Source organism: Methylobacterium sp. P5_C11 (assembly GCF_054049775.1).
Genome location: NZ_JBFULS010000025.1, coordinates 14328 through 37664, shown reverse-complemented (window position 1 = coordinate 37664; position 23337 = coordinate 14328). Strand labels below are relative to the sequence as shown.

General features: G+C 71.8%; 27 protein-coding genes. 12 read left to right on the top strand and 15 right to left on the bottom strand.

What is annotated here, in order from left to right; all coding sequences use genetic code 11:
* Positions 1 to 87 precede the first annotated feature (87 nt).
* Both ACXJKQ_RS15140 and ACXJKQ_RS15135 read left to right on the top strand, forming a co-directional pair.
* A complete protein-coding gene (locus ACXJKQ_RS15140) occupies positions 88 to 1263 on the top strand; it encodes a zinc-dependent alcohol dehydrogenase (protein WP_457106553.1) in 1176 nt (391 codons plus the stop codon).
* Positions 1264 to 1364: 101 nt separating this feature from the next.
* Positions 1365 to 2033, top strand: a complete 669-nt coding sequence (locus ACXJKQ_RS15135; RefSeq protein ID WP_457106552.1) for an SOS response-associated peptidase — start codon at positions 1365 to 1367, stop codon at positions 2031 to 2033.
* A 6-nt stretch (positions 2034 to 2039) separates the two neighbouring features.
* Here ACXJKQ_RS15135 and ACXJKQ_RS15130 read toward each other — a convergent pair whose 3' ends face one another.
* The 3 genes from ACXJKQ_RS15130 to ACXJKQ_RS15120 all read right to left on the bottom strand — a co-directional run bounded on the left by ACXJKQ_RS15130 (position 2040) and on the right by ACXJKQ_RS15120 (position 3497).
* Positions 2040 to 2795 carry a lytic transglycosylase domain-containing protein gene (locus ACXJKQ_RS15130; protein ID WP_457106551.1) on the bottom strand — a complete coding sequence of 252 codons (756 nt, stop codon included), beginning with the start codon at positions 2793 to 2795 and terminating at the stop codon, positions 2040 to 2042.
* A 92-nt stretch (positions 2796 to 2887) separates the two neighbouring features.
* Positions 2888 to 3148, bottom strand: coding sequence for a hypothetical protein (locus ACXJKQ_RS15125; RefSeq protein ID WP_457106550.1), 261 nt, complete (start codon positions 3146 to 3148; stop codon positions 2888 to 2890).
* Between the two features lie 49 nt (positions 3149 to 3197).
* Positions 3198 to 3497, bottom strand: coding sequence for a hypothetical protein (locus ACXJKQ_RS15120; RefSeq protein WP_457106549.1), 300 nt, complete (start codon positions 3495 to 3497; stop codon positions 3198 to 3200).
* Between the two features lie 137 nt (positions 3498 to 3634).
* On the opposite strand from ACXJKQ_RS15120, the gene ACXJKQ_RS15115 reads away from it, so the two are divergent.
* Complete coding sequence (locus tag ACXJKQ_RS15115) at positions 3635 to 3853, top strand: hypothetical protein (RefSeq protein WP_457106548.1); 219 nt, start codon at positions 3635 to 3637, stop codon at positions 3851 to 3853.
* On the opposite strand, the gene ACXJKQ_RS15110 is transcribed toward ACXJKQ_RS15115, so the two are convergent.
* Positions 3847 to 4476: a pyridoxamine 5'-phosphate oxidase family protein gene (locus ACXJKQ_RS15110; RefSeq protein WP_457106547.1), complete on the bottom strand. Its 630-nt coding sequence runs from the start codon at positions 4474 to 4476 to the stop codon at positions 3847 to 3849. The genes ACXJKQ_RS15115 and ACXJKQ_RS15110 overlap by 7 nt on opposite strands.
* A gap of 60 nt (positions 4477 to 4536) precedes the next feature.
* Entirely contained in the window at positions 4537 to 5847 is a 1311-nt protein-coding gene (locus ACXJKQ_RS15105; RefSeq protein WP_457106546.1) for a hypothetical protein, read from the bottom strand.
* A gap of 117 nt (positions 5848 to 5964) precedes the next feature.
* Here ACXJKQ_RS15105 and ACXJKQ_RS15100 point away from each other — a divergent pair, with 117 nt between their 5' ends.
* From ACXJKQ_RS15100 to der, 3 genes are all read left to right on the top strand, one after another.
* Positions 5965 to 6573, top strand: a complete 609-nt coding sequence (locus tag ACXJKQ_RS15100) for an NnrU family protein (protein WP_457106545.1) — start codon at positions 5965 to 5967, stop codon at positions 6571 to 6573.
* Between the two features lie 95 nt (positions 6574 to 6668).
* Positions 6669 to 7379, top strand: a complete 711-nt coding sequence (locus ACXJKQ_RS15095) for a tetratricopeptide repeat protein (RefSeq protein WP_457106544.1) — start codon at positions 6669 to 6671, stop codon at positions 7377 to 7379.
* A gap of 28 nt (positions 7380 to 7407) precedes the next feature.
* A complete protein-coding gene (gene der / locus ACXJKQ_RS15090) occupies positions 7408 to 8757 on the top strand; it encodes a ribosome biogenesis GTPase Der (protein ID WP_457106543.1) in 1350 nt (449 codons plus the stop codon).
* Positions 8758 to 8907: 150 nt separating this feature from the next.
* Here the strand turns inward: der and ACXJKQ_RS15085 are convergent, their stop codons facing one another.
* Positions 8908 to 10026 (bottom strand): carboxylate-amine ligase, encoded by a 1119-nt coding sequence (locus ACXJKQ_RS15085; protein ID WP_457106542.1) that lies wholly within the window; start codon positions 10024 to 10026, stop codon positions 8908 to 8910.
* Between the two features lie 213 nt (positions 10027 to 10239).
* Here ACXJKQ_RS15085 and ACXJKQ_RS15080 point away from each other — a divergent pair, with 213 nt between their 5' ends.
* Positions 10240 to 10791, top strand: a complete 552-nt coding sequence (locus ACXJKQ_RS15080; RefSeq protein WP_457106541.1) for a fasciclin domain-containing protein — start codon at positions 10240 to 10242, stop codon at positions 10789 to 10791.
* Positions 10792 to 10882: 91 nt separating this feature from the next.
* Here ACXJKQ_RS15080 and ACXJKQ_RS15075 read toward each other — a convergent pair whose 3' ends face one another.
* The 8 genes from ACXJKQ_RS15075 to ACXJKQ_RS15040 all read right to left on the bottom strand — a co-directional run bounded on the left by ACXJKQ_RS15075 (position 10883) and on the right by ACXJKQ_RS15040 (position 18131).
* On the bottom strand, positions 10883 to 11614 hold the full coding sequence (locus tag ACXJKQ_RS15075) for an anti-sigma factor (RefSeq protein WP_457106540.1): 732 nt from the start codon (positions 11612 to 11614) through the stop codon (positions 10883 to 10885).
* Complete coding sequence (locus ACXJKQ_RS15070; protein WP_457106539.1) at positions 11611 to 12162, bottom strand: sigma-70 family RNA polymerase sigma factor; 552 nt, start codon at positions 12160 to 12162, stop codon at positions 11611 to 11613. The genes ACXJKQ_RS15075 and ACXJKQ_RS15070 overlap by 4 nt, the downstream gene beginning before the upstream one ends.
* 117 nt (positions 12163 to 12279) lie before the next feature.
* The gene (locus ACXJKQ_RS15065) at positions 12280 to 12690 is read right to left on the bottom strand and encodes a dihydrofolate reductase (RefSeq protein ID WP_457106538.1); all 411 of its coding nucleotides are present in this window, start codon (positions 12688 to 12690) and stop codon (positions 12280 to 12282) included.
* Between the two features lie 63 nt (positions 12691 to 12753).
* Positions 12754 to 13503 carry an SDR family NAD(P)-dependent oxidoreductase gene (locus ACXJKQ_RS15060; RefSeq protein WP_457106537.1) on the bottom strand — a complete coding sequence of 250 codons (750 nt, stop codon included), beginning with the start codon at positions 13501 to 13503 and terminating at the stop codon, positions 12754 to 12756.
* Between the two features lie 65 nt (positions 13504 to 13568).
* Positions 13569 to 15044 carry an amidophosphoribosyltransferase gene (gene purF, locus ACXJKQ_RS15055; RefSeq protein ID WP_457106536.1) on the bottom strand — a complete coding sequence of 492 codons (1476 nt, stop codon included), beginning with the start codon at positions 15042 to 15044 and terminating at the stop codon, positions 13569 to 13571.
* A gap of 131 nt (positions 15045 to 15175) precedes the next feature.
* Positions 15176 to 15784, bottom strand: a complete 609-nt coding sequence (locus ACXJKQ_RS15050) for a CvpA family protein (RefSeq protein WP_457106535.1) — start codon at positions 15782 to 15784, stop codon at positions 15176 to 15178.
* A gap of 197 nt (positions 15785 to 15981) precedes the next feature.
* Positions 15982 to 17199 (bottom strand): FAD-dependent oxidoreductase, encoded by a 1218-nt coding sequence (locus ACXJKQ_RS15045; protein WP_457106534.1) that lies wholly within the window; start codon positions 17197 to 17199, stop codon positions 15982 to 15984.
* Complete coding sequence (locus ACXJKQ_RS15040; protein WP_457106533.1) at positions 17196 to 18131, bottom strand: 4-hydroxyproline epimerase; 936 nt, start codon at positions 18129 to 18131, stop codon at positions 17196 to 17198. Before ACXJKQ_RS15040 ends, ACXJKQ_RS15045 begins: the two co-directional genes overlap by 4 nt.
* On the opposite strand from ACXJKQ_RS15040, the gene ACXJKQ_RS15035 reads away from it, so the two are divergent.
* The 4 genes from ACXJKQ_RS15035 to radA all read left to right on the top strand — a co-directional run bounded on the left by ACXJKQ_RS15035 (position 18121) and on the right by radA (position 21774).
* Positions 18121 to 18348 carry a hypothetical protein gene (locus tag ACXJKQ_RS15035; protein WP_457106532.1) on the top strand — a complete coding sequence of 76 codons (228 nt, stop codon included), beginning with the start codon at positions 18121 to 18123 and terminating at the stop codon, positions 18346 to 18348. The genes ACXJKQ_RS15040 and ACXJKQ_RS15035 overlap by 11 nt on opposite strands.
* Positions 18345 to 19100 carry a helix-turn-helix domain-containing protein gene (locus tag ACXJKQ_RS15030; RefSeq protein WP_457106531.1) on the top strand — a complete coding sequence of 252 codons (756 nt, stop codon included), beginning with the start codon at positions 18345 to 18347 and terminating at the stop codon, positions 19098 to 19100. The genes ACXJKQ_RS15035 and ACXJKQ_RS15030 overlap by 4 nt, the downstream gene beginning before the upstream one ends.
* 103 nt (positions 19101 to 19203) lie before the next feature.
* The gene (gene alr / locus ACXJKQ_RS15025) at positions 19204 to 20292 is read left to right on the top strand and encodes an alanine racemase (protein WP_457106530.1); all 1089 of its coding nucleotides are present in this window, start codon (positions 19204 to 19206) and stop codon (positions 20290 to 20292) included.
* Positions 20293 to 20337: 45 nt separating this feature from the next.
* Positions 20338 to 21774: a DNA repair protein RadA gene (gene radA / locus ACXJKQ_RS15020; RefSeq protein WP_457106529.1), complete on the top strand. Its 1437-nt coding sequence runs from the start codon at positions 20338 to 20340 to the stop codon at positions 21772 to 21774.
* A gap of 3 nt (positions 21775 to 21777) precedes the next feature.
* Here the strand turns inward: radA and moaA are convergent, their stop codons facing one another.
* On the bottom strand, positions 21778 to 22830 hold the full coding sequence (moaA, locus tag ACXJKQ_RS15015; RefSeq protein WP_457106589.1) for a GTP 3',8-cyclase MoaA: 1053 nt from the start codon (positions 22828 to 22830) through the stop codon (positions 21778 to 21780).
* Positions 22831 to 22911: 81 nt separating this feature from the next.
* On the opposite strand from moaA, the gene ACXJKQ_RS15010 reads away from it, so the two are divergent.
* Positions 22912 to 23334, top strand: coding sequence for a gamma-butyrobetaine hydroxylase-like domain-containing protein (locus tag ACXJKQ_RS15010; RefSeq protein ID WP_457106528.1), 423 nt, complete (start codon positions 22912 to 22914; stop codon positions 23332 to 23334).
* Positions 23335 to 23337 lie beyond the last annotated feature (3 nt).

The following is a 23337-nucleotide window of genomic DNA, read 5'->3' as shown; positions in this document are numbered from 1 at the left end:
CCTCGGAACTTGGCCGTACCGCCGAGGGCTTTACGGGAGAGCGGCCGAGATGGCCGCAATCCCGAAAGCTTCCGGAGAAACAACGCCATGAAGGCACTGTGCTGGCACGGCCGCAACGACATCCGCTGCGACACCGTCCCGGACCCGGTCATCGAGGATTCCCGCGACGTTATCATCAAGGTGACGAGCTGCGCGATCTGCGGCTCGGACCTGCACCTCATGGACGGGCTGATGCCGACCATGAAGAGCGGAGACGTCCTCGGCCACGAGTTCATGGGTGAGGTCGTCGAGGTCGGTCAGGGCTTCACCAAGTTCAGGAAGGGCGACCGGATCATCGTGCCCTTCAATATCAATTGCGGGTCATGCCGGCAGTGCAAGCTCGGCAACTACTCGGTCTGCGAGCGGTCGAACCGCAACGCCGAGATGGCGGCCGCGCAGTTCGGCTACCCGACGGCCGGCCTGTTCGGCTACTCGCACCTCACCGGCGGCTATGCGGGCGGCCAGGCCGAGTACGTGCGCGTGCCGATGGCGGACGTCGCTCCCATGAAGGTGCCGGACGGCATGGACGACGAATCCGTCCTGTTCCTCACGGATATCCTGCCCACCGGCTGGCAGGGCGCGGAGCATTGCGAGATCCAGGGCGGCGAGACCATCGCGGTCTGGGGTGCCGGCCCGGTCGGGATCTTCGCGATCCAGTCGGCGAAGATCATGGGCGCCGAGCGGATCATCGCCATCGAGACCGTGCCCGAGCGGATCGCCCTCGCCCGGAAAGCTGGAGCCACCGACGTCATCGACTTCATGAACGAGGACGTGTTCGAACGGATCAAGGAGATCACCAAGGGCCAGGGCGCCGACGGGGTGATCGACTGTGTCGGCATGGAAGCGAGCGCCGGCCACGGTGGCCTCACCGGCGTGCTCTCGGCCGTGCAGGAGAAGCTGACGGCCACCGAGCGGCCCTACGCCCTGGCCGAGGCCATCAAGGCGGTCCGGCCCTGCGGGATCGTCTCGATTCCCGGGGTGTATGGCGGTCCGATCCCGGTCAACATGGGATCGATCGTGCAGAAAGGCCTGACCCTTAAGAGCGGCCAGACCCACGTGAAGCGCTACCTTGAACCGCTGACCAAGCTGATCCAGGAGGGCAAGATCGACATAACCTCCCTGATCACCCATCGCTCGCAGGACCTCGCCGAGGGACCGGACCTATACAAGGCCTTCAGGGACAAGACGGACGGCTGCGTGAAGGTGGTGTTCCACCTGAACTGAGACGGCGTGGTCCGTCCCGCCGGAGACGGGCGGGACGGACCGGAACCGTGTAGAGGCGGCGGGGCGCCGCCGGCGCGCTCCGCCAACCGCCCGGGAAGCCCATGTGCAATCTCTACAGCCTACGGACCGGCCCGGCGGCTCTGCGACGGGCCTTCGACGTCGCGCAGGATCGCACCGGAAACCTGCCGCCGCTTCCGGCGATCTTCCCCGACCAGCTCGCGCCGGTGGTCCTGAACGGCGCGGCCGGCCGGGACCTCGCGATGATGCGCTGGGGCATGCCCGGGCCGAAAGCGTTCGGCGAGCACCCCATCACCAACGTGCGCAACGTCGCGAGCCCGCACTGGCGCCCCTGGCTCGGGGTCGCCCATCGCTGCCTCGTCCCGGTGACGGCCTTCAGCGAATATGCCGACACCAAGCCCCGCAAGACGCCGGTCTGGTTCGCCCTGGATGACGACCGGCCGCTCTTCGCCTTCGCGGGGATCTGGCGGCCGTGGACCGGCGTGCGGGGAACGAAGCGCGAGAATCCCGACCGGGTGCCGGCGGAGCACCGGCTGTTCGCGTTCCTGACCACGGATGCCAATGGCGTGGTCGGGCCGGTTCATCCCAAGGCGATGCCGGTCCTGCTCACGCAACCGGAGGAATGGGCGACCTGGCTCGAAGCCCCCACCGCGGAAGCACTCCGGCTGCAGCGCCCCCTGGCGGATTCGGCGATGCGCGAGGTGGCCCGGGGCACGCGGTCGGACGGCGACGCCGTCGACTCCGGCGACTGAGCGCCCTTACCCGCCCGCCTGGTCGGCGGAGGGATTGCCGGGGGCCGGAGCGGCCGACCAGCCGCGGGCGCGCCAGCGTGCGACCACGGACGCGTTGAGCCGGGCGATCCGCGCCCGGTGCGCCTCCCAGAAGGTCAGGGGCGTCGCCGGACTTGCGGCCATGGAACTATGATGTCCCGGGTTCCCCTCCCGGCCCGCGATACGGATCGGGGATGGCGCGTGGGCACTCGTCCGCGTGAGCCGGCCTTCGGGATCGGCGAGGATCGCCTGGGCACGGGCGCAGTAGAGCTGCGAGAGCGGCGACATTGCCTCCGACCCGTGTCCCGCCCGGTATTTCATCAGGGCGCGGCAGAGGTCGCCGTCGGCCCGGCGCCAGGCCTCGGCGAGGTAACGCACGCCGTAGCGGACATTGATCTCCGGCGCCGCCAGCTCGGCGACGGTGCCGCGGAAGCCGAGCATCGTCGCGGTGGCCGGCCGGACCTGCATCAGTCCGACCTCGCCGACGCTTCCCACCACGGTGGGATCGTAGTCGCTCTCGATCCGCGCGACGGCATCGGCCACCGCGAGCGGCAGTCCGGTGCCGGCCGCCTCCCGGGCGATGAGCGGGAGGAAGCGCGCCCGCGTGTCGGAGGGCGGCGGGGCGACCGACGGGACCGGCGGAAGGGACGCCATGCCGAGGGCATGCACGGCCAGGAAGGTCGCGGGCCGCGCCTGCGCGGGGGTGGCGCAGGACAGGAGCAGGAGGAGCAACGGAGCGCGCATCGGCCGCCACGGGGGAGGGTCAGAGACCTGTCTACCCCCGCCGCCTCAACGAAGCCTTTCCCAACGCCGGATCCGGGCGCGGGCCGCCCCGTCTACTGGACCGGACCCCGGTCCCGCGCCTGCAGCAGCCGCAGCGCCTCGCCCAGGACCGCGTGGAGATCGGCCGCGCCCTGCGGGCTGAGGGGCAGGCCGATCCGCTGGCCGTTGATCGTGTCGAGCACCAGCATGGCGAGATCCTCGCCGATCAGCAGGTCGGGCTGCGGCAGGCAGAGCGGCAGGACGAAATCGCCCTCGACCTCGCCGAGGACATCCACCGCGTCGGCGGGCCGGAAAGGCGGTCTCCGATCGGTCATCGTGCCCAATCCTCGCGTTTCACGCAGCTCCAGCCGGTGGCCCCATGCTTCAACCGCGGTCGCGGTCCGGCATCCGCAGCGCGCGGACCGTGAGCGTGTCGATTTCCAGCGACCCGACCTCCAGGGCGCCGATGCGGGCGCGGCCCACCGAGAGACGGCCGATCGCGAAGGCGCCGACCGCCACCACGCCGAGGGCCGCCGCCCCGAGCGCCAGGGCACCGAGGGCCGAGGCCCCGATCGTCCCGGCGCCGACGGCGCCCGCCCCCAGGAGGGCAGTGTCGCGCGGCGGGATCGGCCCGGCGCCGACCGCGCGATCCTCCGTCTCGTCCGGAACCCTCGATCGCTGCATGGGGGATCCTCTCCTGGCCCGGCCAGTCCAAGCCACTCTATACCCGACGTTAACCGGGTTTTCACGCCGTTCGCCGACGATCCCTGCGAACCCGGCTGGCCCGGACCGCGCGTCCGCCGGCAGAGAGGACGTCGCCCGTGCAGCACCTGCTCCAGGCCTTCGCGATCTTCGCCTTCGGCTGCCTGCTGATCCATGTCGGGCATGCCTATGCCCGGGCGACGACGGTCTTCCTCTCGGCGACCGCCCTGATGCTGAGCGTGACCCTCGGCACCGTGCTCTGCCAGCGGATCAGCCAGCCGGCGCCCTCCGCGGTCGGTGCGCCGTACGTCGTGGCGCTCGGCCGGCTCGGTCAGTAGAGCCGCGTCCGGTAGGCGTCCGCGATGGAGGCCTCCGCCTCCGCCACGTCGACGGCGGCGGTCTGGTCGGAGAGGATCCGGCCCAGGCTGGGGAAGGTGCCACGCTCGACATGAGCCGCCGGATCCCAGAGGCGGGAGCGGATCAAGGCCTTGCCGCAATGGAAGAACGCCTCCCGCACCCGCACGACGAGACCCGCAGCGGGCACCTTGCCCTGCGCGCGCAACGGTTCGAGCAGCGCGGGGTCCTGCGTCATCGCGGCGGTGCCATTCACCCGCAGGGTCTCGTCGATCCCCGGCACGAGGAAGATCAGCCCGATACCGGGGCTCTCCATCAGGTTGAGGAACGAGTCGATCCGGTTGTTGCCGCGCCTGTCCGGGATCACCAGGGTCTGGGGATCGTGCACGGCGACGAAGCCCGGCGCGTCGCCCCGGGGGCTGGCATCGACGTTGCCGTCTGAATCCGCGCTCGCCAGGACGAGGAACGGCGAGAGCGCGATGAACCGGCGGCCGTACGCGTCGAGATGGTCGAGCACCTTGCGGGCGGCGAGCGGCCCGACCGGGCCGAACTGCGCGCGCAGCGCCGCGGCATCGTGAGTCGGTTGGGGATCGGCTTGCGCGTCCATGCGAACCTCGTCGTGGCCGAACCGTGAGTCGCGCGTCGGGCACGCCCCGGTCAAGGGCGATCAGGGCCAGACCCGGATCGCCACCGGGCGGCGCAGCAGGTCCCGGTCGGACGTGACCGTGCAGCCCTCCGTGCGCAGGCTCGCGTAGGTGAGGAGCGCCCGGTCCCCGACATCGTCGAAATTGCGGCCCTGCGCGTCCGGGTCCAGCAGTGCCGGATAGGCGATGAGCGGCGCCGCCGCCCCGCAGGGATCGTCGTAGAGGGTGGCGCCCGCGAGGAGCAGGCGCGGGCTGTCCCAGGTGATCAGGTCGCGGGAGGTCGTCCAGTAGAAGCCGGATTGGGCGAAGCCCTCCCCCGCCTTGGCCATGAATACCGCGATCCAGGCGCCCGACCCGCGGTGGCGCACCACGGCCCCGACCGGCCCCGGGAACGGTCCGACGGGCCGGCAGGTGGCGGCGTTCGGGCGGGCGGCGCGGTACGGATCCGGAAAGGCGGCGGTGAAGCCGGTGTCCGTCCAGGCCCGCCAGCGGGTCGGATCGGCCGGATCGTCGCTGCGGAACAGGCAGAGGCCGGCCTCCTGATCGCTGCCCGGCCTGGTCCAGCCCGTGGTCGAGGCGAGGAAGTACCGCCATCTCCCGTCGGCCACGATGTTCGACGGGTTGAAGAAGCCCCGGTGCCGGCCCTGGTCGACCTCCTGCCGGAACGGCGCCCCGGCGACCACCACGGGCGGGCTCTGCCGCCGGAAGCTGTGCCCGCCATCCGTCGAGGCCGCCGCCGTGATCGTGTTGTACCAGCAGGCCATGTACTGCCCGGCCGGGCAGCGGCCGGGATGCTCGTTGGCCTGGTACTCGTGATGGAGCAGGGCGGCGACCCGGGTCCCGTCCTCCGTCCAGGTGGCGGTGATCCAGGAGCGGTCGTCGTAGGCCGCCGGGTCGGACTTCTCGCCCGAGTCGAGCACGATCGTGCAGTCGAGCTTGAGGTGGCCGAGATCGGGGCCGCGCAGCGCCCGGTTGCGGTAATGCATCCCGTAGAGCGCCACCGCGCCCGTGGCGTCGCGGAAGGCGCGGGCCGGGGCGTCGGGCACGTCGGCCCCGTCGCAGGCGTCGCGGCCCGCCTTGAAGACGAGCGCGGGCGGCCCGACCAGCGTCAGGGCCGAGAGCGGCGGCTCGGGGGCGGCCGCGGCGGGGAGCGGGAGGAGAAGAAGCAGGGCCGCAGAGGCCGAGCGCGCCGCCAGCCCTGGCCCCTTCGCGGGGGAGAATCCCCCGCGCAGCCGGGGGAGAGGGTCGACACGCGGACGCCTCCGGCCGGTCGTCCCGAGGCCGAGGGCACGGATGCCCCGTCCCATCGCAGCGATCCCGTCCGCTGAGCCCATGGTCGCCATCCGGCTGCGTCCCGGCCGCGCCTGGACAAACGCGCGGAGATTCGCTTGAGAACCATTACAGAGTGCTTGCCGCCGACCGGCCGCGCGCGGCCCGACTGAAAGTCATCCATGGTTCTCCTGATTCTCGGCCTCGTGCTGTTCCTCGGCACGCACGCCTTCTCGATGGCCCGCACGCGCCGCGCCGCACTCGTCGGCCGGATCGGCGAGGGCCGATTCAAGCTCGGCTACACCGCGCTGTCGCTCCTCGGGCTGGTGCTGGTCGGCGTCGGATTCCACGATTACCGGCTCGCCGGCTACATCCCGGTCTGGGATCCGCCCGTCTGGACGCGCCACCTCGCGCTTCTCCTCGTGTGGCCGGCCTTCATCTGCCTCGCCGCCGCCTACCTGCCGGGACACATCCGCACCCGGGCGAAGCACCCGATGCTGCTCGCCGTGAAGATCTGGGCGACGGCGCATCTCCTGGCCAACGGCGACCTCGGCTCGATGCTGCTGTTCGGCGGCTTCCTCGCCTGGGCGGTGGTGGCCCGGATCAGCGCCAAGCGCCGAGCCCTCGCCCCGGGCGCGGTTGCCGCCCAGCACGGCGGCCCGGTGGCGGCCCCGCAGGGCTGGCGCAACGACATCCTCGCGGTGGCGATCGGGACGGTCGCATGGTTCGTCTTCGCCCGCTACCTGCACTATCCGGTGATCGGCGTGCCGGTCTGGCCCGGCGCCGCCTGAAAGACTGCCAGTCGCCAACCCCGCGCCCGTGTGTTAGGCGCGGAGCCCGATCGAGGTACGAGGTGGTCCGCTGAAATCATGCGGGCCGGGATAGAATGGCCGAGAACAACGAGTTCCTTCGCGAGGTCGACGAGGATTACCGCCGCGACCGGATCATCCAGATCTGGAAGCGCTACAGCGGCGTGATCATCGCGCTCGCCGTGCTCGCGGTGGCGGGCGTGGCGGGCTGGCGCTACTGGCAGAACCAGCAGCGCGTCGCCGCCGAGGCCGCCTCGGTGCAGTTCGACGACGCCAACCGCCTCGCCAAGGACGGCAAGGTCGCGGAGGCCGACAAGGCGTTCGAGGCCCTGGAGGCGCAGGGTCCGGCCGGCTACCGCCTCCTTTCCCGGTTTCGGGCCGCGGCCGAGACCAGCAAGCGCGATGCGGCGGCGGGGGCTGCCGAGTTCGACAAGCTCGCCGACGATACCGGCCTCGGCGACGGCCTGCGCGACCTCGCGCGCCTGCGCGCCGCGCTGCTGCGCCTCGACGGGCCGAACCCCGACCCCGCCCTGGCCAACCTCCAGGGTCTGGCCGCCGGGACGCCGTTCCGCCACACCGCCCGTGAGATGCTGGGCCTCGCCGCCCTCAAGAAGGGCGATTACGAGGATGCCGGGCGCTGGTTCGACCAGATCGTGGCCGATCCCGACACGCCGCGGAACCTGCGCGAGCGCATCGAGGTCTACGCGGCGATCGTCGCCGGCGGTCCCGTGACGGTGACCGAGGCCAAGCCCGAGCCCGCTGCACCGCCCCCGCCGATCACACGCTGATTTCCGTTCGGACTGCTCGAGAACCACCATGGATATGCCGACCGTCGCGATCGTCGGGAGGCCGAACGTCGGCAAGTCGACCCTGTTCAACCGCCTCGTGGGCAAGAAGCTAGCGCTGGTCGACGACCGCCCGGGCGTCACCCGCGACCGGCGCGAGGGCGACGTGGCGTTCGGCGGCCTCCAGTTCCGGGTGATCGACACCGCCGGACTGGAAGAGTCGGACGCCGCCACCCTCACCGGCCGGATGCGGATGCAGACCGAGGCGGCGATCCTCGCCGCCGACGTGGTGCTGTTCGTGATCGACGCCCGCGCCGGCGTGCTGCCGGCCGACCAGCCCTTCGCCGAGCTGGTGCGGCGATCCGGCTGCCCGGTTATCCTGATCGCCAACAAGGCCGAGGGCGGCACCGGACTCGCCGGGGCCTACGAGGCCTTCACCCTCGGGCTCGGCGACCCGATCCCGTTCTCCGCCGAGCATGGCGAGGGCCTCGGCGAGCTGCACGAGGCGCTCAAGGGCGTCCTGCCCCAGCGCGACGACGACGAGGAGGAGGACGAGGACGCCCCCGGCGGCCGCTCCCTCAAGGTCGCCATCGTGGGCCGCCCGAATGCCGGCAAGTCGACGCTGATCAACCGCATGCTCGGCGAGGACCGTCTGCTCGTCGGCCCCGAGGCCGGCATCACCCGCGACTCGATCTCCCTGGACTGGGAGTGGCGCGGGCGCCGCATCAAGCTCCACGACACCGCCGGCATGCGCCGCCGCGCCCGGATCGACGACAAGCTGGAGAAGCTCGCGGTCTCGGACGGGCTGCGCGCCGTGCGCTTCGCCGAGGTGGTGGTGGTGCTCCTCGACGCGACGATCCCGTTCGAGAAGCAGGACCTCACCATCGTTGACCTCGTCGAGAGCGAGGGCCGCGCCCTGGTGATCGGCCTCAACAAATGGGACCTCGTCGCCGACCAGCCCGGCCTGCTGAAGCAGCTCCGCGAGGATTGCACCCGGCTGCTGCCGCAGGTGCGCGGCGTCGCGGTGGTGCCGCTCTCCGGCCTCGCCGGCGACGGCGTCGACAAGCTGATGCAGGCGGTGGTGCAGGCCGCCGAGGTCTGGGATCGGCGCATCTCGACCTCGCGCATCAACGACTGGCTGAACGAGGCGACCTCCCGCAACCCGCCCCCGGCGGTGTCGGGCCGGCGGATCAAGATCCGCTACGCCACGCAGGTGAAGAGCCGGCCGCCGCATTTCGCGCTGTTCGGCAACCAGCTCAACGCCCTGCCGAAATCCTACACGCGCTACCTCGTGAACGGCCTGCGCGAGGCGTTCGAGCTGCCGGGCACGCCGATCCGCCTGTCCTTGCGGACCTCGCAGAACCCGTTCGACAAGGGCTGATCCGACCTCCGGGCGAACCGCGCCGTCTTTGCGAGCGGAGCGAAGCAACCCAGTGTCGCGCCACGCCGTTCGTGGTCGCGCCACCCTGGGTCACTTCGCTACGCTCGTGATGACGACGCGGGTCTTTGACCAGACGTTCCGCAAGCGTCCTCAGCGGGCCGCATCGGCGATCCAGTCCACTGCCGCCGACAATGCGGCGCGCTCGTCCTGCCCGTCCGCCAGCGCCGCCTCGTAGGCGCCGATCTGCCCGTCCGCGCTGGTCCCCTCGGCGACGATCGCCCGGGCACGGGCCACGTCGGCCGCGCAGCCGAGGTCATCCGCGTCCTCCGCCACGAGGGCCAGGACCGCTTCCAGCGCCTCGGGGAACGGCACGGCCTCGCCCCGCGCCTCGTCGATCAGCGCGGCCTGCACGCCGCCGTGCTGGGCGCGCCACAGGTTCTCCGAGGCCAGGGCGCGCGAGACGCCGTCGAGGCCGGCATGAAGATCGGAGCGGCGGATGCACAGGCGCACGAGGCAGCGGAACAGGGCGGCGATGCACAGCGAATCGTCGAGCCGCGTGCAGGCGTCGGCGATCCGCAGCTCCAGGGTCGGAAACTTGATCGACGGCCGCAGGGACCACCACAGGAAGCTCGCGTCGGCGATGGCGCCCGAGCGGGTCATGATGGCGACGAACCGGGCATGCGCGGCGGCGTCGGAAAAGATCTCCGGCAGGCCGGTCCGCGGCAGCTCGCCGAAGACGCTGAGCCGGTAGGCGCGGAGGCCGGTCGTCTCGCCCTGCCAGAACGGCGAGGAGGCGGAGAGAGCGAGCAGCAGCGGCTGGAACGGCAGCAGCCGGTTCATCAGGTCGATGCGGGCCTCCGGGTCCGGCACCTCGACATGGACGTGCATGCCGCAGATCAGCGCCCGCCGGGCCGCGATGCCGACATCCGACAGGATACCCTGGTAGCGTTCGCCGTCGGTGGCGATCTGGCGCGCCCAGCGCGCCAGGGGATGGGTGCCGCAGGCCAGGAGGCGCAGGCCGTGTTCCGCGGCGATCCCGGCGAGCCGCGTCCGCTGGTCGCCGAGATTCGACCGGGCCGCCTGGGCGTCGGTGAGGGGCGGCGTGCAGACCTCGACCTGCGCGGCGACCAGCTCGCGCCCGGTCTCGGGCAATTCGGCCTCCACGCGGGCATGGAAGGCGGCGAGGTCGCCGCGCGGCGTGCCGCGGGTCTCGGCATCGGCGAGGAAATACTCCTCCTCGATGCCGAAGCGGTAGCTGTGGGCGCTCATCCTGCTCTCCGGGCACTGATCGGTACGACATAGGGACCGCGCACGGGGTTTCGACGGGTCGCGGCCGAGGCTGCACGCGCCGGTCCGAAACCGGGATCGCCCCGGATGATCCCGCCTCCGGCCTGGGATTCCTCACGGACGCTGAAACTTCCCGGCCCACAATCCTCGTAGAGGCCTGCGACGCCCATTCGGGCGCTCTGTACGGGAGCCAACATGTCCAGAACGCTTCGTCGTCTCGCCCTCGGCCTCGGTCTCGCCGCCGCTGCGGCGAGCCCCGCCCTCGCCAAGAACCCGATGGTGGGCGGCGCGCCGATGTACGCGAGCAAGACTATCGTCGAGAACGCGGTCAACTCGAAGGATCACACCACCCTGGTGGCCGCCGTGAAGGCCGCCGGCCTCGTCGACACCCTGTCGGGTCCCGGTCCCTTCACGGTGTTCGCGCCGACGAACGCCGCCTTCGCCAAGCTGCCGCCGGGGACGGTCGAGACGCTGGTCCAGCCGCAGAACAAGGCGCAGCTGACCGGCATCCTGACCTATCACGTGGTGCCGGGCGTCTACACGGCCAAGGACCTGATGGCGGCGGCCCGTCAGGGCGGCGGCCAGGCCGAGCTGAAGACCGTGCAGGGCGAGCCGCTCACGGTCACGACCAAGGGCAAGAAGGTCATGGTCACCGACGCCAAGGGCAACACCGCGCTGGTGACGACCGCCAACGTCATGCAGTCGAACGGCGTGATTCACGTGATCAACGGCGTGCTGCTGCCCTGACGCGATCCGGGGCGGCCCATCCGCCGCCCCATGAGGCCTACCGCCCTCTCCGGTCCAGCCGGAGGGGGCGTCTGCGTTTCTGCATCGCCGCTCAATCGCGGATCAGCCGGCCCGAATAGATGGCCGGGCCGGTCGGCTTTCCATCCGGCGCCCCACCCTTCGGCTCGACCGTGACCGCGAAGGTCGCGGTCTCGGTGCGGGTGCGCAGGGCTGCCGGGATCGGCAGGCGCGCCGTCCCGCCCGGGACGAGGCCGAGGGATTGCGGGGCGGCCCCCGCGTCGATGTACCAGAGTTCGAGGCTCCGCTCGGGCGGCGTCTCGGCCGCGAGGCTGCGGACCTGCACGACGCCCGCCCGCAGATCGACGCGCACGATCAGGGCCGGGAGCGTCCCGCCCCGGTCGACGACGGCCAGATAGTCGTGCGGCTCACGGAGCGCCGCGGTGCCCCCGGCGGCAATCCAGAGCGCGAGGCCCGCCGCGAGGGCCGTGGCGGCCGCGGCAGTCGTCCGCCAGCGCCGGACCCTGCGCTCCAGACGGACGACCCGGTCGCCGGCGGCATCGGCGGAGGCCGCCCCGGCAGCAGGTCGGATCCGGGCTTCGATGGCTGTCCAGAGCGCGGGATCGGGGGCGACAGCCGGGATCGTGGCGGCGAGGGGTGCGAGCCGCGCGTCCCAGGCCGCGACCGCGCGGCGCAGGTCGGCACGCGCCTCCAGCGCCACCGCGAAGGCGGCGCGTTCGTCCGGCGGCAGCGTGCCGAGGACGTACTCGCCCGCCGCGCCGTCGGGATCGTCCTGCCAGTCGGGCGGGATGCCGGATCCGCTCATGGGGTCTCCAGGCAGGTGCGAAGGCTGAGCAGGCCCCGGCGGAGCCAGGTCTTGATCGTGTTCACGGGCCGATCAAAACGCGCAGCGAGTTCCTCGCGAGACCAGCCCTCACAATAGGCGAGGACGAGGCAATCGCGCTGGGGCATGGCGACCTGATCGAGGCACTGGGCCAGGGCATCGCGGCGGGCGAGATCGGCCTCCCCGTCGCTCGTGTCGGCCAGCCGCTCGAACCAGCCGTCCTCGGCTTGCGTCAGGCGTGCGGACCTGTCCTGTCGCAGGCGGTCGATCGCCCGGTGGCGCGCGATCGCGACGAGCCAGACGAGAGGTGGGCCGGCCAGGGGATCGTAGCTGCCGGCCCGCTGCCAGATGCGCACGAACACCTCCTGCAGCGTGTCCTCGGCGGCGGCTCGGTCCTTCAGGATACGAAGGATGATCCCGAGAAGTTTCGGGGCGGTCGCCTCGTAGAGCGCCTGGAGTGCGGCGCGCTCGCCACGGGCGACACCCGCGATCAGCCGCGCGAGATCCGCTTCGCGTTGCGCGCTCCCCAAGGCCTCGTCCCCCCAGGCGGCGCCGTCCTGCGATGCGCCGGCCGCCCGGTCAAAACCATAGCCTGATTTCGTCCCGAACCGGGAGGGGGATGCGTCCCCGTTCCCGTTGACGGCCGCTCAGGCCGCCCGCAGCGGACCGCCCACCAGCCACGCGGGGTCGAACCAGCGGTCGGCCTCGCCGTCGTAGGGCAGGCGCGTGATGTCCCAGTTCTGAATGTACCGGGCGTAGACGTTCCACACCGCGATGCCGCCGCCCACGAAGATCCGCCGGCCCGGATAGCGCTTGAGCACCTGTTCGGGATCCTCATGGCTGCGGATCACGTCGATGGTGCGGTCCCTGAAGGCGAATTCGGGCACCGAGGCCACGGTCTTCGGCCCGGCGATCAGCACGTGGCCCATGGTCAGCGCGAAGAAGCGCGTCACGTCCTCCACGAACAGCGGATCGGTGTTGCCCTCCCAGGGCAGTTGGCCGTTCAGGCCGAGCTGGCCCCGCAGGCCGATCGCACAGATGCAGCGGACGTCGATCATCGTGAACCCTCAACCCTGCAGGCTCCGCCCGCGACCCGCCGGGGCCGCAGGCCCCGGCCCCCTTTACTCGGGCGCGCGGAAGCTCAGCACCCGGTCGGTGGGGAAATCGTAGAGCTTGCCGGTCTCGGACCAGTCGGGCGATGCGAGCCGCACGAAATGGGGCGCGAGCTCCTCGGGCGTCCGAAGCGTCTCGGGATCCTCGCCGGGCATGGCCGAGCGGCGCATGCCGGTGCGCAGGGGTCCCGGGTTGAGCAGCATGGCCTTGATGGCCGTGGTCTCGTTCTCGGCCGCGTAGGTCCGCACCAGCGCCTCCAGGGCCGCCTTGGAGACCGAATAGGGACCCCAATAGGGCCGGCACTTCGAGGCCGCCCCCGACGAGACGAAGATCGCCCGCCCGGCATCCGACATGCGCAGCAGCGGGTCGAGCGAGCGGATCAGGCGCCAGTTGGCGGTGACGTTCACGTCCATCACCTGTCCCCAGATCTTCGGGGTGATGTGGCCGATCGGCATGAGCGCGCCGAGGATGCCGGCATTGGCGATCAGGATGTCGAGCCGCTTCCAGCGCGCGTTGATCGCCGCGCCGAGGCGGTCGATGGCGTCGTAATCGGCGAGGTCGAAGGGCACCAGGGTGGCGCTGGAGCCGGCCGCCTGCACGGCGTCGTCCAGCTCCTCCAGGGCGCCGACCGTGCGCGCCACCGCGATCACGTGCGCGCCCGCTTCGGCAAGCGCCAGGGCGGCGGCGCGCCCGATGCCGCGGGACGCGCCGGTGACGACCGCGACGCGGCCTTCCAGGGGTTTCTGAGACTGAGCCATGGCGTGGACCTAGCGCATTTCCGCCGGCGGGGGATGCCCGTCCGCGCACGGATTCCGCAGATCCGTCAATCCGCCTCGGCCAGCATGGCGAAGCGCTTCGGGCCGGCGATGGACAGGTCGGTCAGGCCGGTCGGGTAGTCGCCCGTGAAGCAATGGTCGGTGTATTGCGGGCAGGCGGAGTCCCGGGCCTCCTCGCCCATCGCCCGGTAGAGGCCGGGGATCGACAGGAAGGCGAGCGAATCCGCGCCGATATACTTGCGCATCGCCTCGAGGTCGTGGGTCGCGGCGAGGAGCTTCTCCCGCTCGGGCGTGTCGATCCCATAGAAGTCCGGATAGGTAATCGGCGGCGAGGCGATGCGGAAATGCACCTCCGCGGCGCCGGCCTCGCGCATCATCCGGACGATCTTCACCGAGGTGGTGCCGCGCACGAGGCTGTCGTCGACGAGGACGATGCTCTTGCCCTCGATCGCCGCCCGGTTGGCCGAGTGCTTCATCCGCACGCCGAGCTCGCGGACCGACTGGGTCGGCTGGATGAAGGTTCGCCCGACATAGTGGTTGCGGATGATCCCCATCTCGAACGGGATCCCGGTCTCCTGCGAGAAGCCCAAAGCCGCCGGCACGCCGGAATCCGGCACCGGCACGACGATGTCGGCCGCGACGGAGGCTTCGCGGGCCAGCTCCCGGCCGATCGCCTTGCGCACCGCGTAGACGCTCTTGCCGTTCACCACCGAATCCGGCCGGGCGAAGTAGATGTACTCGAAGATACAGGGCCGCATCGGCACCGCGTCGGCGAAGCGGATCGACTCGACCCCCTCCTCGGAGATCACCACGATCTCGCCGTTCTCGATGTCGCGGACGAAGCGGGCGCCGATGATGTCGAGCGCGCAGGTCTCGGAGGCCAGCATGTAGCGGCCGTCGAGTTCGCCCAGCACCAGCGGGCGGATGCCCAGCGGGTCGCGGGCGCCGATCAGCTTCTTGTTGGTGAGCGCCACGATCGCGTAGGCGCCCTGGATCGCCTGCAGGGCGTCGATGAAGCGTTCGATGATCCGCGGCTTCCGGGAGCGGGCCGCGAGGTGCAGGATCACCTCGGTGTCGGAGGTCGACTGCGTGATCGCGCCGTCGCGGACGAGGTCGCGGCGGATCGACAGGGCGTTGGTCAGGTTGCCGTTGTGGGCGACCGCGAGGCCGCCGCTGGCGAGTTCGGCGAAGAGCGGCTGCACGTTGCGCAGGATCGTGCCGCCGGTGGTCGAGTAGCGCACGTGCCCAATGGCGGCTCGGCCCTTGAGGCGCGCGATGGTGTCGCCGTCCGAGAAGGAATCGCCCACGAGACCGGGGCGCCGCTCTGAGTGGAAAACCGACCCGTCGAAGGAGACGATGCCGGCCGCCTCCTGGCCCCGGTGCTGCAGGGCGTGCAGGCCCAAAGCCACGATGGCGGAGGCCTCCGGATGGCCGAAGATGCCGAAGACGCCGCACTCCTCCCGGAGCGTGTCGCCGTCGAGATCGAAATCGAGATCGGTGGTGGAAGCGGCGGCGTGTGACATGGGGCTGTCGATCACTCACGGGTCCCGGCGGCGACGGGCCGGCGCGCCGGTCGTCGCGGATGCAATCCGTACACCACCGGACCCGCTATCTAGGCGTTCCCTACGGCGAGGCCTACGGCGAATACCGCAGATCAGCGTCGCGTCGGGGTCGGCGCGGTCTCGGTCCGGCGCTGGGGCGCCGCGTCGGTCTCGGCCGGGGCGTCGGCAGCCTCGTTGGGCGGTGTGACGGCCTTCGGCTTCTTGAACTGCTTCAGGAAGCCCTCCGGATTCTCGGGCAGCTGCGCCACGAGGGCGTCGCCGGACTTCTCCAGCATCGGGCGCGTGCGCGCCTGGGCGGCCCAGTCCGGCACCTTGCCCTGCACCAGCCAGGACAGGAATACCCAGCCGATCACGCAGATCAGGAAGCCGCGGGCCGCGCCGAAGAGGAAGCCGAGCGAGCGATCCACCGCGCCGATGCGCGAATCGAGGACGACGTCCGAGATCTTCACCGTGATGATCGACACGACGATCAGCGTGCCGAGGAAGATCGCCGCGATGGAGGCGACCAGCGCCACGGTATCGCTGTTCACGTGCTGCTTCACGGTCGGCAGCAGCATCGGATGGAGCGTCCAGGCGACCGCGGCCGCGGCGACCCAGGCGACGATCGCCAGCACCTCGCGGGTGACGCCACGCACGGCCGCGAGCAACGCGGAGACCGCGACGATGCCGAGCACGGCGAGATCCAGGACGGTAAACGGCATCGTTGAGCTTTTGGTACCCGCGGGGATGGCGCGTCGGCCGTGCGGCTCCCCCGGACCGCGGTGGATTTATACCAAGCCGGAACTCGGCCGTCACCCTGGCGCATCGGCCTGATCCGGAGCCTGTGCCGTCCATGCATCAGCCACAGCCCCAGCGCATGCGGCGCGGGGGCGCAAAGCGGCCCGCGCGGCCGGTCCCGTCAGCCGAAGCGCTGCACCGTGAAGGGCGCCGGGTCCGGCCCGTCCGCCGCACCGCAGGCGAGCGCGGCGACGATCTCGCCGGTCACCGGGCCGAGGGTGAGGCCGAGATGCTGGTGACCGAAGGCGTAGAGCACGCGGGGATCGCGGGTGCTGCGGCCGATGGCCGGCAGGTAGTCGGGGAGGGTCGGGCGGGCGCCGACCCAGGTCTCGACGGGCGCGTCGAACGGCAGGCCGAGGGCTCCGGCATGGGCCTTGAGGCGCTCCCATTTCCGCGGATCGGGCGGCGCGTCGGGATGGGTGAACTCGATGAAGCCCGTCGCCCGCAGGCCCGAGCGGAACCGCGTTGCCACGAGGGCGCGCTCCGCGAAGACCACCGAGGGCAGGCTCATGGGCCAGCGGCTCCGGGCGGCCTGGATGTGGTAACCCCGCTCCGCGATGAGCGGCACCCGATATCCCAGTTCGCGCATGAGCGGGGCCGAGCGCGCGCCGGCCGCGATCACGATCCGGTCGGCCCCGGTCCGGCGCGCGGCCGCCAGCGTGCGCGACCGCCGGTCAAGGGTACCGCCGCGGGCCAGGAAGGCCGCGCGCAGGGCGTCCAGCACCGCGCCGGGATCGGCGACGCTCGCCGTTCCCTCGCAGCACACGGCGTCGGCCGGACGGAGCCGGAGCAGGCCGCCGAGCGCCTGCGCCTCCTCGGCGGTCAGGTCGCGCCAGTGCGCCACCGGGCTCGCAAAGGTCCGCAGCGCCGCGCGGGCGCGCCGGGCTCCCGCGACGCTCTCCCAGGCCACGATGTTGCCTTGGAGGCGCAGGAGGTCGGGCGTCCCGACGTCCCGCATCAGCCGCCGCCAGGCCGGAAGCGCCTCGGCCAGAAGGCTCCGCAGCGCCTGCGTTCCCCGCTCGAAGCGGGCCGGCGCGGACGCGCGCAGCAGCCGGAGCCCGAACGGCAGCCAATGGCCGACGGCCCCGGGCGGGAAGCTCACGGGGCCGCCCAGGCTCATCAGCCGGTGCGGCAGGGACCGGAGCGTGGCCAGGGAGGCGAGCGGCGCGTGCTGCTCCACCGCGATATGGCCGGCATTGCCGGCCGATGCGGGAGCCTGCGCGCCGGGATCGTCGAACACCGCCACGGCGATCCCGCGCGCCTGAAGCGCCAGCGCGGTGCTGAGGCCCACGATGCCGCCGCCGATCACGGCGGCGCTGCGCGGCGCAGGCCCGGTCACGCCGCGCCGCCGATGCCGTTCGGGAACGGGTCGCCGGGGTCCCGCAGCAGCGTCGCCTCCGCGGTGACCCAGGCGCGGCCGGTGATGCGCGGGTGGATGGTCCCGTCGGGGCCATGGTCGTAGCGGGCCGTGAAGCGGGTCCCGATCACGCTTTCCTGCACCCAGGGCGTGTCCGGGGCGAGCGTGCCGCGGGCGGCCAGGCAGGCGAGCTTGGCGCTGGTCCCGGTGCCGCAGGGCGACCGGTCGTAGGCGCCACCGGGACAGAGCACGAAGGTGCGCGCATCGGCGCCCTCCGGCGCCGGACCGTAGAGTTCGATATGGTCGATCTCGGCGCCATCGCGGCCGGTCACGCCGGCGCGGCGCAGCGCCGTCCGGATCCGCCCGGCCGCATCCGTGAGCGCCGGGATGTTGGCCGCCGCGATCGCGCAGGGGATCGAGTCGGTGAAAAAGAACCAGTTGCCGCCCCAGGCGACGTCGCCGGTCACGGTCCCGAGGCCGTCGACGGCCACGTCGACCGCGTGTCGGTGCAGGTAGCCCGGGACGTTGGCGATCGTCGCGGTGTTGCGGTCGTGCAGGTCCACGCGGACGATGCCGACCGGCGTCTCGAAGCGATGCACCCCCGGGGCGAGGCGCCCCATATGGGCGAGGGTGACGGCCGCCCCGATGGTGCCGTGGCCGCACATGCCGAGGAAGCCGGCATTGTTGAAGAAGATCAGCCCCGCCGCGCAATCGGGCGCCGACGGCGCGCACAGCAGCGCGCCCACCACGGCGTCGAACCCGCGCGGCTCGTTGAGCGCGAAGGTGCGGACGCCGTCATGCCGGGCCGCGAAGATGCGCCGCCGCTCAGCGAGGGTCCCGGATCCGAGATCGGGGCCGCCCGACACGATGAGCCGGGTCGGCTCGCCCGCGGTGTGGGAATCGATGACGCGCACGGACCGTCAGACCGGCTTGCCGCGCGGCGTGCGCGGCCTCATCAGGATCGGGATCGTCCCGGTGATGGGGTTTCCGTGCATGGGTGCCTCGCGTGTCGTGTCGGGCCTGCGGATGCGGCTTCAGGCCGGCAGGATCCCTCCCGACGAGCGGCGTGTCTTGGCCGAAACGCCGATGCAGGCTGCGCATTCGGCCAGCCTGCGGAGGCGGGCGCGGTGAGACCCCTCGACAGCCTCGTCGCGCGCCTCGACCGGCCGCTGCTCTGCGACGATCTCTTCGACGGCATCCCCGACACGATCTTCTTCGTGAAGGATTCCGCCGGCCGTTACGTCGCGGCCAACCAGATCCTGGCCGAGCGCACCGGGTTCGAGCGCAAGGAGGCCCTGATCGGCCGCACGGCCGACGAGGTCTTCCCGGGGGAACTCGGCCGTCGCATCGCCGAGCAGGACCGCGCGATCCTCCGCAGCGCCCGCCCCCTGAAGGGCGAACTGGAGCTGCACCTCTACGCCGATGGCCGGGAGGGCTGGTGCCTCACCTGGAAGGAGCCGCTGTTCGACCGCGACAGCGCGGTCGCGGGCCTGATCGGCCTGTCGCGGGACCTCCGCTCCGCCAACGCGGCGCCGGACGAGACCGCCCTCCTGTCGCGCGCCCTGCGCACCGCGCAGGACCATCCGGACACCTGCAGGACCGTGCAGGATCTGGTGGGTCTGGCGGGCCTGACGCCGTTCCGGCTCGATCAGCGGCTCCGAGCGATGTTCGGGCTCTCGGCGCGGCAATATCTCACGCGGCTGCGGATCGACCGGGCGGCCGCCCGGCTCCGGCAGGGCGACGATCCGATCAGCCTGATCGCCCTGGACAGCGGCTACGGGGACCAGACGGCCTTCACGCGGCAGTTCAGGAAGCGCGTGGGCCTGTCGCCGGGCGCATACCGGAGGCGCCACGGGCGGGGCGGTTCCGGCACGCCGCCTTGATCACGCCGGAACGGCCGGTCATGAGGGAGCCGGGGCGCGGCAGGCCGTGCGGCGGCGTGCCCCCGTGAACCGCGCCGGCAAAGCTCAGCATGGAACCCGATCGGTGACGCAATCCGGGACGGAAACCGGTGCCCACGGCGCCCGGCTGACGATCGACCTCGGGGCGATCGCGGCGAACTGGCGGCTCCTGGCCGCCCGCGGCGCCGGCACCGCCTGCGCCGCCGTGGTGAAGGCCGATGCGTATGGCTGCGGCATCGGCCGGGTCGGGCCGACCCTGTGGTCAGCCGGCTGCCGGACTTTCTTCGTCGCCCACCTGTCCGAGGGCGTCGCCGCCCGGGCGGCCCTGCCGGAGGCCGCGATCTACGTGTTGAACGGCCTCGCCCCGGGTGCCGCCGCGGCGTTCGGGGCGCATGGGCTGCGCCCCGTCCTCGGCAGCGTCGAGGAGGTGTCGGAGTGGGCGGCGTTCTCGGCGGGCCGGCTGCAAGCGGCCCTCCACGTCGATACCGGCATGAACCGGCTGGGCCTGTCGGTGCCGGAGGCGCTGGCCCTGGCCGGGTATCCGCAGATCGAAGCCGCCGGCATCGATCTGCTCCTCAGCCATTTCGTCAGCGCCGAGAAGGCGGACGATCCGGTCAACGCCCGGCAGATCACGGATTTCGGCCGGGTGCGGGCGGCCTATCCGACGCTGCGCGCCTCGCTGGCGAACTCGTCGGGCGTGTTCCTCGACGGTGCCCGGCACGACCTCCTGCGGCCGGGCTACGCCCTGTTCGGCGGCAATCCGACACCGGGGGCCGCGAATCCGATGCGCCCGGTGGTGCGGCTGGAGGCGATGATCGCGCAGGTGCGCGGCGTCGAGGCGGGCGCCACGGTCGGCTACAACGGCCGCTGGACCGCTCCCCGCCCGAGCCGGCTGGCGACCTTGTCGCTGGGCTATGCCGACGGATTGCCGCGGGCGATCAGCGGGCGCGGGCAGGCGCTGGTCGGGGGTGTCCTCTGCCCGATCCTGGGGCTCGTCTCGATGGACCTGATCATCATCGACGTCACCGCGGCGCCTGCCGCGCGCCGCGGCGCCACCGCGGTAATGATCGGGGACGCGCTCGACATCGACGCGGTCGGCCGTGCCGCCGGGACGATCGGATACGAAATCCTCACCGGCCTGGGTTCTCGTTATGTTCGAACCTATGTAGGCTGACGCGACCCCACGCTGACCCGCCGGAACGACGGCGCCCGGACCCGAATGGCCAAGATCCACCAGACCTTCGTCTGCCAGTCCTGCGGGGCGGTCTACAACCGCTGGCGCGGGCGCTGCGAGGCCTGCAACGGCTGGAACACGATCGTCGAGGAGGCGCCGTCGGCCCCCGGCCAGTCCGGCCCGGCCGCGACCCGGCCGTCGCGCAACCGCGGCCGGGTCTTCCCGCTGGAGGGGCTCACCGGCGAGGCCAAGGAGGCGCCGCGCATCCCCTCGGGGATCGGCGAGCTCGACCGGGTGACCGGCGGCGGCTTCGTGCGCGGCTCGGTGATCCTGCTCGGCGGGGATCCCGGCATCGGCAAGTCGACCCTGCTGATGCAGGCCTCCGCGGCCATGGCCGGGACCGGTGAGCGGGTGGCCTACATTTCGGGCGAGGAGGCGGTCGGGCAGGTGCGCCTGCGGGCGGAGCGGCTGGGCTTGAGCGCGCTCCCGGTTCAGCTCGCCGCCGAGACCAATGTCGAGGACATCGTCGAGACCCTGAGCCAGGGTCGGCCGCCGGCGCTGGCGATCATCGACTCGATCCAGACCATGTGGACCGAGACGGTGGAATCCGCCCCCGGCACGGTCACGCAGGTGCGCTCGTCGGCACAGGCCCTGATCCGCTTCGCCAAGACCACCGGCACGGCGGTGATCCTGGTGGGCCACGTCACCAAGGACGGGCAGATCGCCGGCCCCCGGGTGGTGGAGCACATGGTCGACGCGGTCGCCTCCTTCGAGGGCGACCAGGGCCACCATTTCCGGATCCTGCGCGCCGTGAAGAACCGGTTCGGGCCGACCGACGAGATCGGCGTGTTCGAGATGACGGATGCGGGCTTGAGCGAGGTGCCGAACCCCTCGGCCCTGTTCCTGGCGGGCCGCGACCAACAGGCCGCCGGCACGGCCGTCTTCGCCGGCATGGAGGGGACGCGACCGCTGCTGGTGGAGATCCAGGCGCTGGTGGCGCCCTCGTCCCTCGGCATGCCGCGCCGCGCCGTGGTCGGCTGGGATCCGAATCGGCTGTCGATGGTGCTGGCGGTACTGGAGGCCCATGGCGGCATCCGGCTCGGCAGCCACGACGTTTATTTGAATGTAGCCGGAGGCTTACGGATCACCGAGCCGGCGGCCGACCTCGCGGTCGCCGCCGCCCTGGTCTCGTCGCTCTCCGGGGCCGTTCTGCCGCCCGAGACGGTCTATTTCGGCGAGATCGGCCTGTCGGGGGCGATCCGGCCGGTCGCCCAGGCCGGAGCCCGGCTCAAGGAGGCTCAGAAGCTCGGCTTCGCCAAGGCGCTGATCCCGCAGGGGCGCGGCGAGGGCGACAAGGCGCTCGCTTTGGAGACGCTGCGCCACATCGCCGACCTCGTGGCGGGGATCAGCGCGGGGGCGCCGCGGAAAGGCTCCGGCCAGCGCGGGCGGCAGCCGGCGCGCTATGCCGACGAGGAGATGTGAGCGCTATCCCCCCGTGACGCTCATGTGCCGCGGCACGGCGGCCGGCCGCTGGCGCTCGATGACGAAGTCATGGCCCTTGGGCTTGCGGGTGATCGCCTCGACCACCGCCTGGGCCAGCACCGCATCGTCCTGGGAGGCGCGCAGGACCGCCCGGAGGTCGGCCGAGTCCTCCTGGCCCAGGCACAGGTAGAGCTGACCGGTGCAGGTCAGACGCACCCGGTTGCAGCTCTCGCAGAAATTGTGGGTGAGCGGCGTGATGAAGCCGAGCTTGCCGCCGGTCTCCTCGACGCGCACGTAGCGCGCCGGGCCGCCGGTGCGGTCGGGCAGCGGCGTCAGGGTGTAGCGGGTCTCCAGGCGCTGCCGGGCCACCGACAGGGGCAGGAACTGGTCGGTGCGGTCGGCCTCGATCTCGCCCAGCGGCATGACCTCGATCAGCGTCATGTCCATGCCGAGGCCGTGAGCCCAGGCGATCATGTCGGGGATCTCGTCGGCGTTGACGTCGCGCAGGGCGACCGCGTTGATCTTGACCTTCATCCCGGTGGCCCGCGCCGCCGCGATGCCGTCGAGCACGACCTTGAGGTCGCCCCGGCGGGTGATCGCCCGGAACTTGTCCGGGTCGAGGGTGTCCAGCGAGACGTTGATCCGGCGCACGCCGAGGCTCGCCAGCTCGTCGGCGTAGCGGGTGAGCTGGGTGCCGTTGGTGGTGAGCGTCAGCTCGTCCAGCGCCCCGGAATCGAGATGGCGGGACAGCCGTCGGAACAGGTGCATGATGTCGCGGCGCACGAGCGGCTCGCCGCCGGTGATCCGGAGCTTGCGCACGCCGCGGGCGATGAACACGCCGCAGAGCCGGTCCAGCTCCTCCAGGGTCAGCAGGTCGCGCTTGGGCAGGAACTCCATGTGCTCGGACATGCAGTAGGCGCAGCGCAGGTCGCAGCGATCCGTCACCGAGATGCGCAGGTACGAGATCGCCCGCTGGAACGGGTCGATCAGCGGCGCGGGCCGGGCGGGCGTGCCGACCGCCGACGTCTGCGGTGTCAGGGAGCTGTCATCGGGCATCATCCGGCATATGATGCCCCAGACGGTTGCGGGCAAGCCGGTCATCGGCCGAAGCCCCGGATTGCGTGAGGAGTGTGACCCGTGAGCGAGGATCTGTGGCCGACCGAGATCCGCCTGTCGGCCGACCGGCGGGTGCTCAACGTCGCCTTCGAGGACGGGGCGCGCTACGCCCTGCCGGCCGAGTACCTGCGCGTGTCGAGCCCCTCGGCCGAGGTGCAGGGCCACTCGCCGCTGGAGCGGAAGGTGATCGGCGGCAAGCGGTCCGTGGCCATCCTGGCGGTGCAGCCGATCGGCAACTACGCGGTGAAGCTCGGCTTCGACGACATGCACGATACCGGCATCTACGGCTGGGGCTACCTGCACGCGCTGGGGCACGAGTACGAGACCCGCTGGAGCACCTACCTCACCGAACTCGCCGAGCGTGGGCTCGACCGCGACACGGCGCGGCAGGCCGCGGTGAAGTCCGGCGGGGGCTGCGGCTCGGGGTCGTGTGGGTGCCATTGAGGA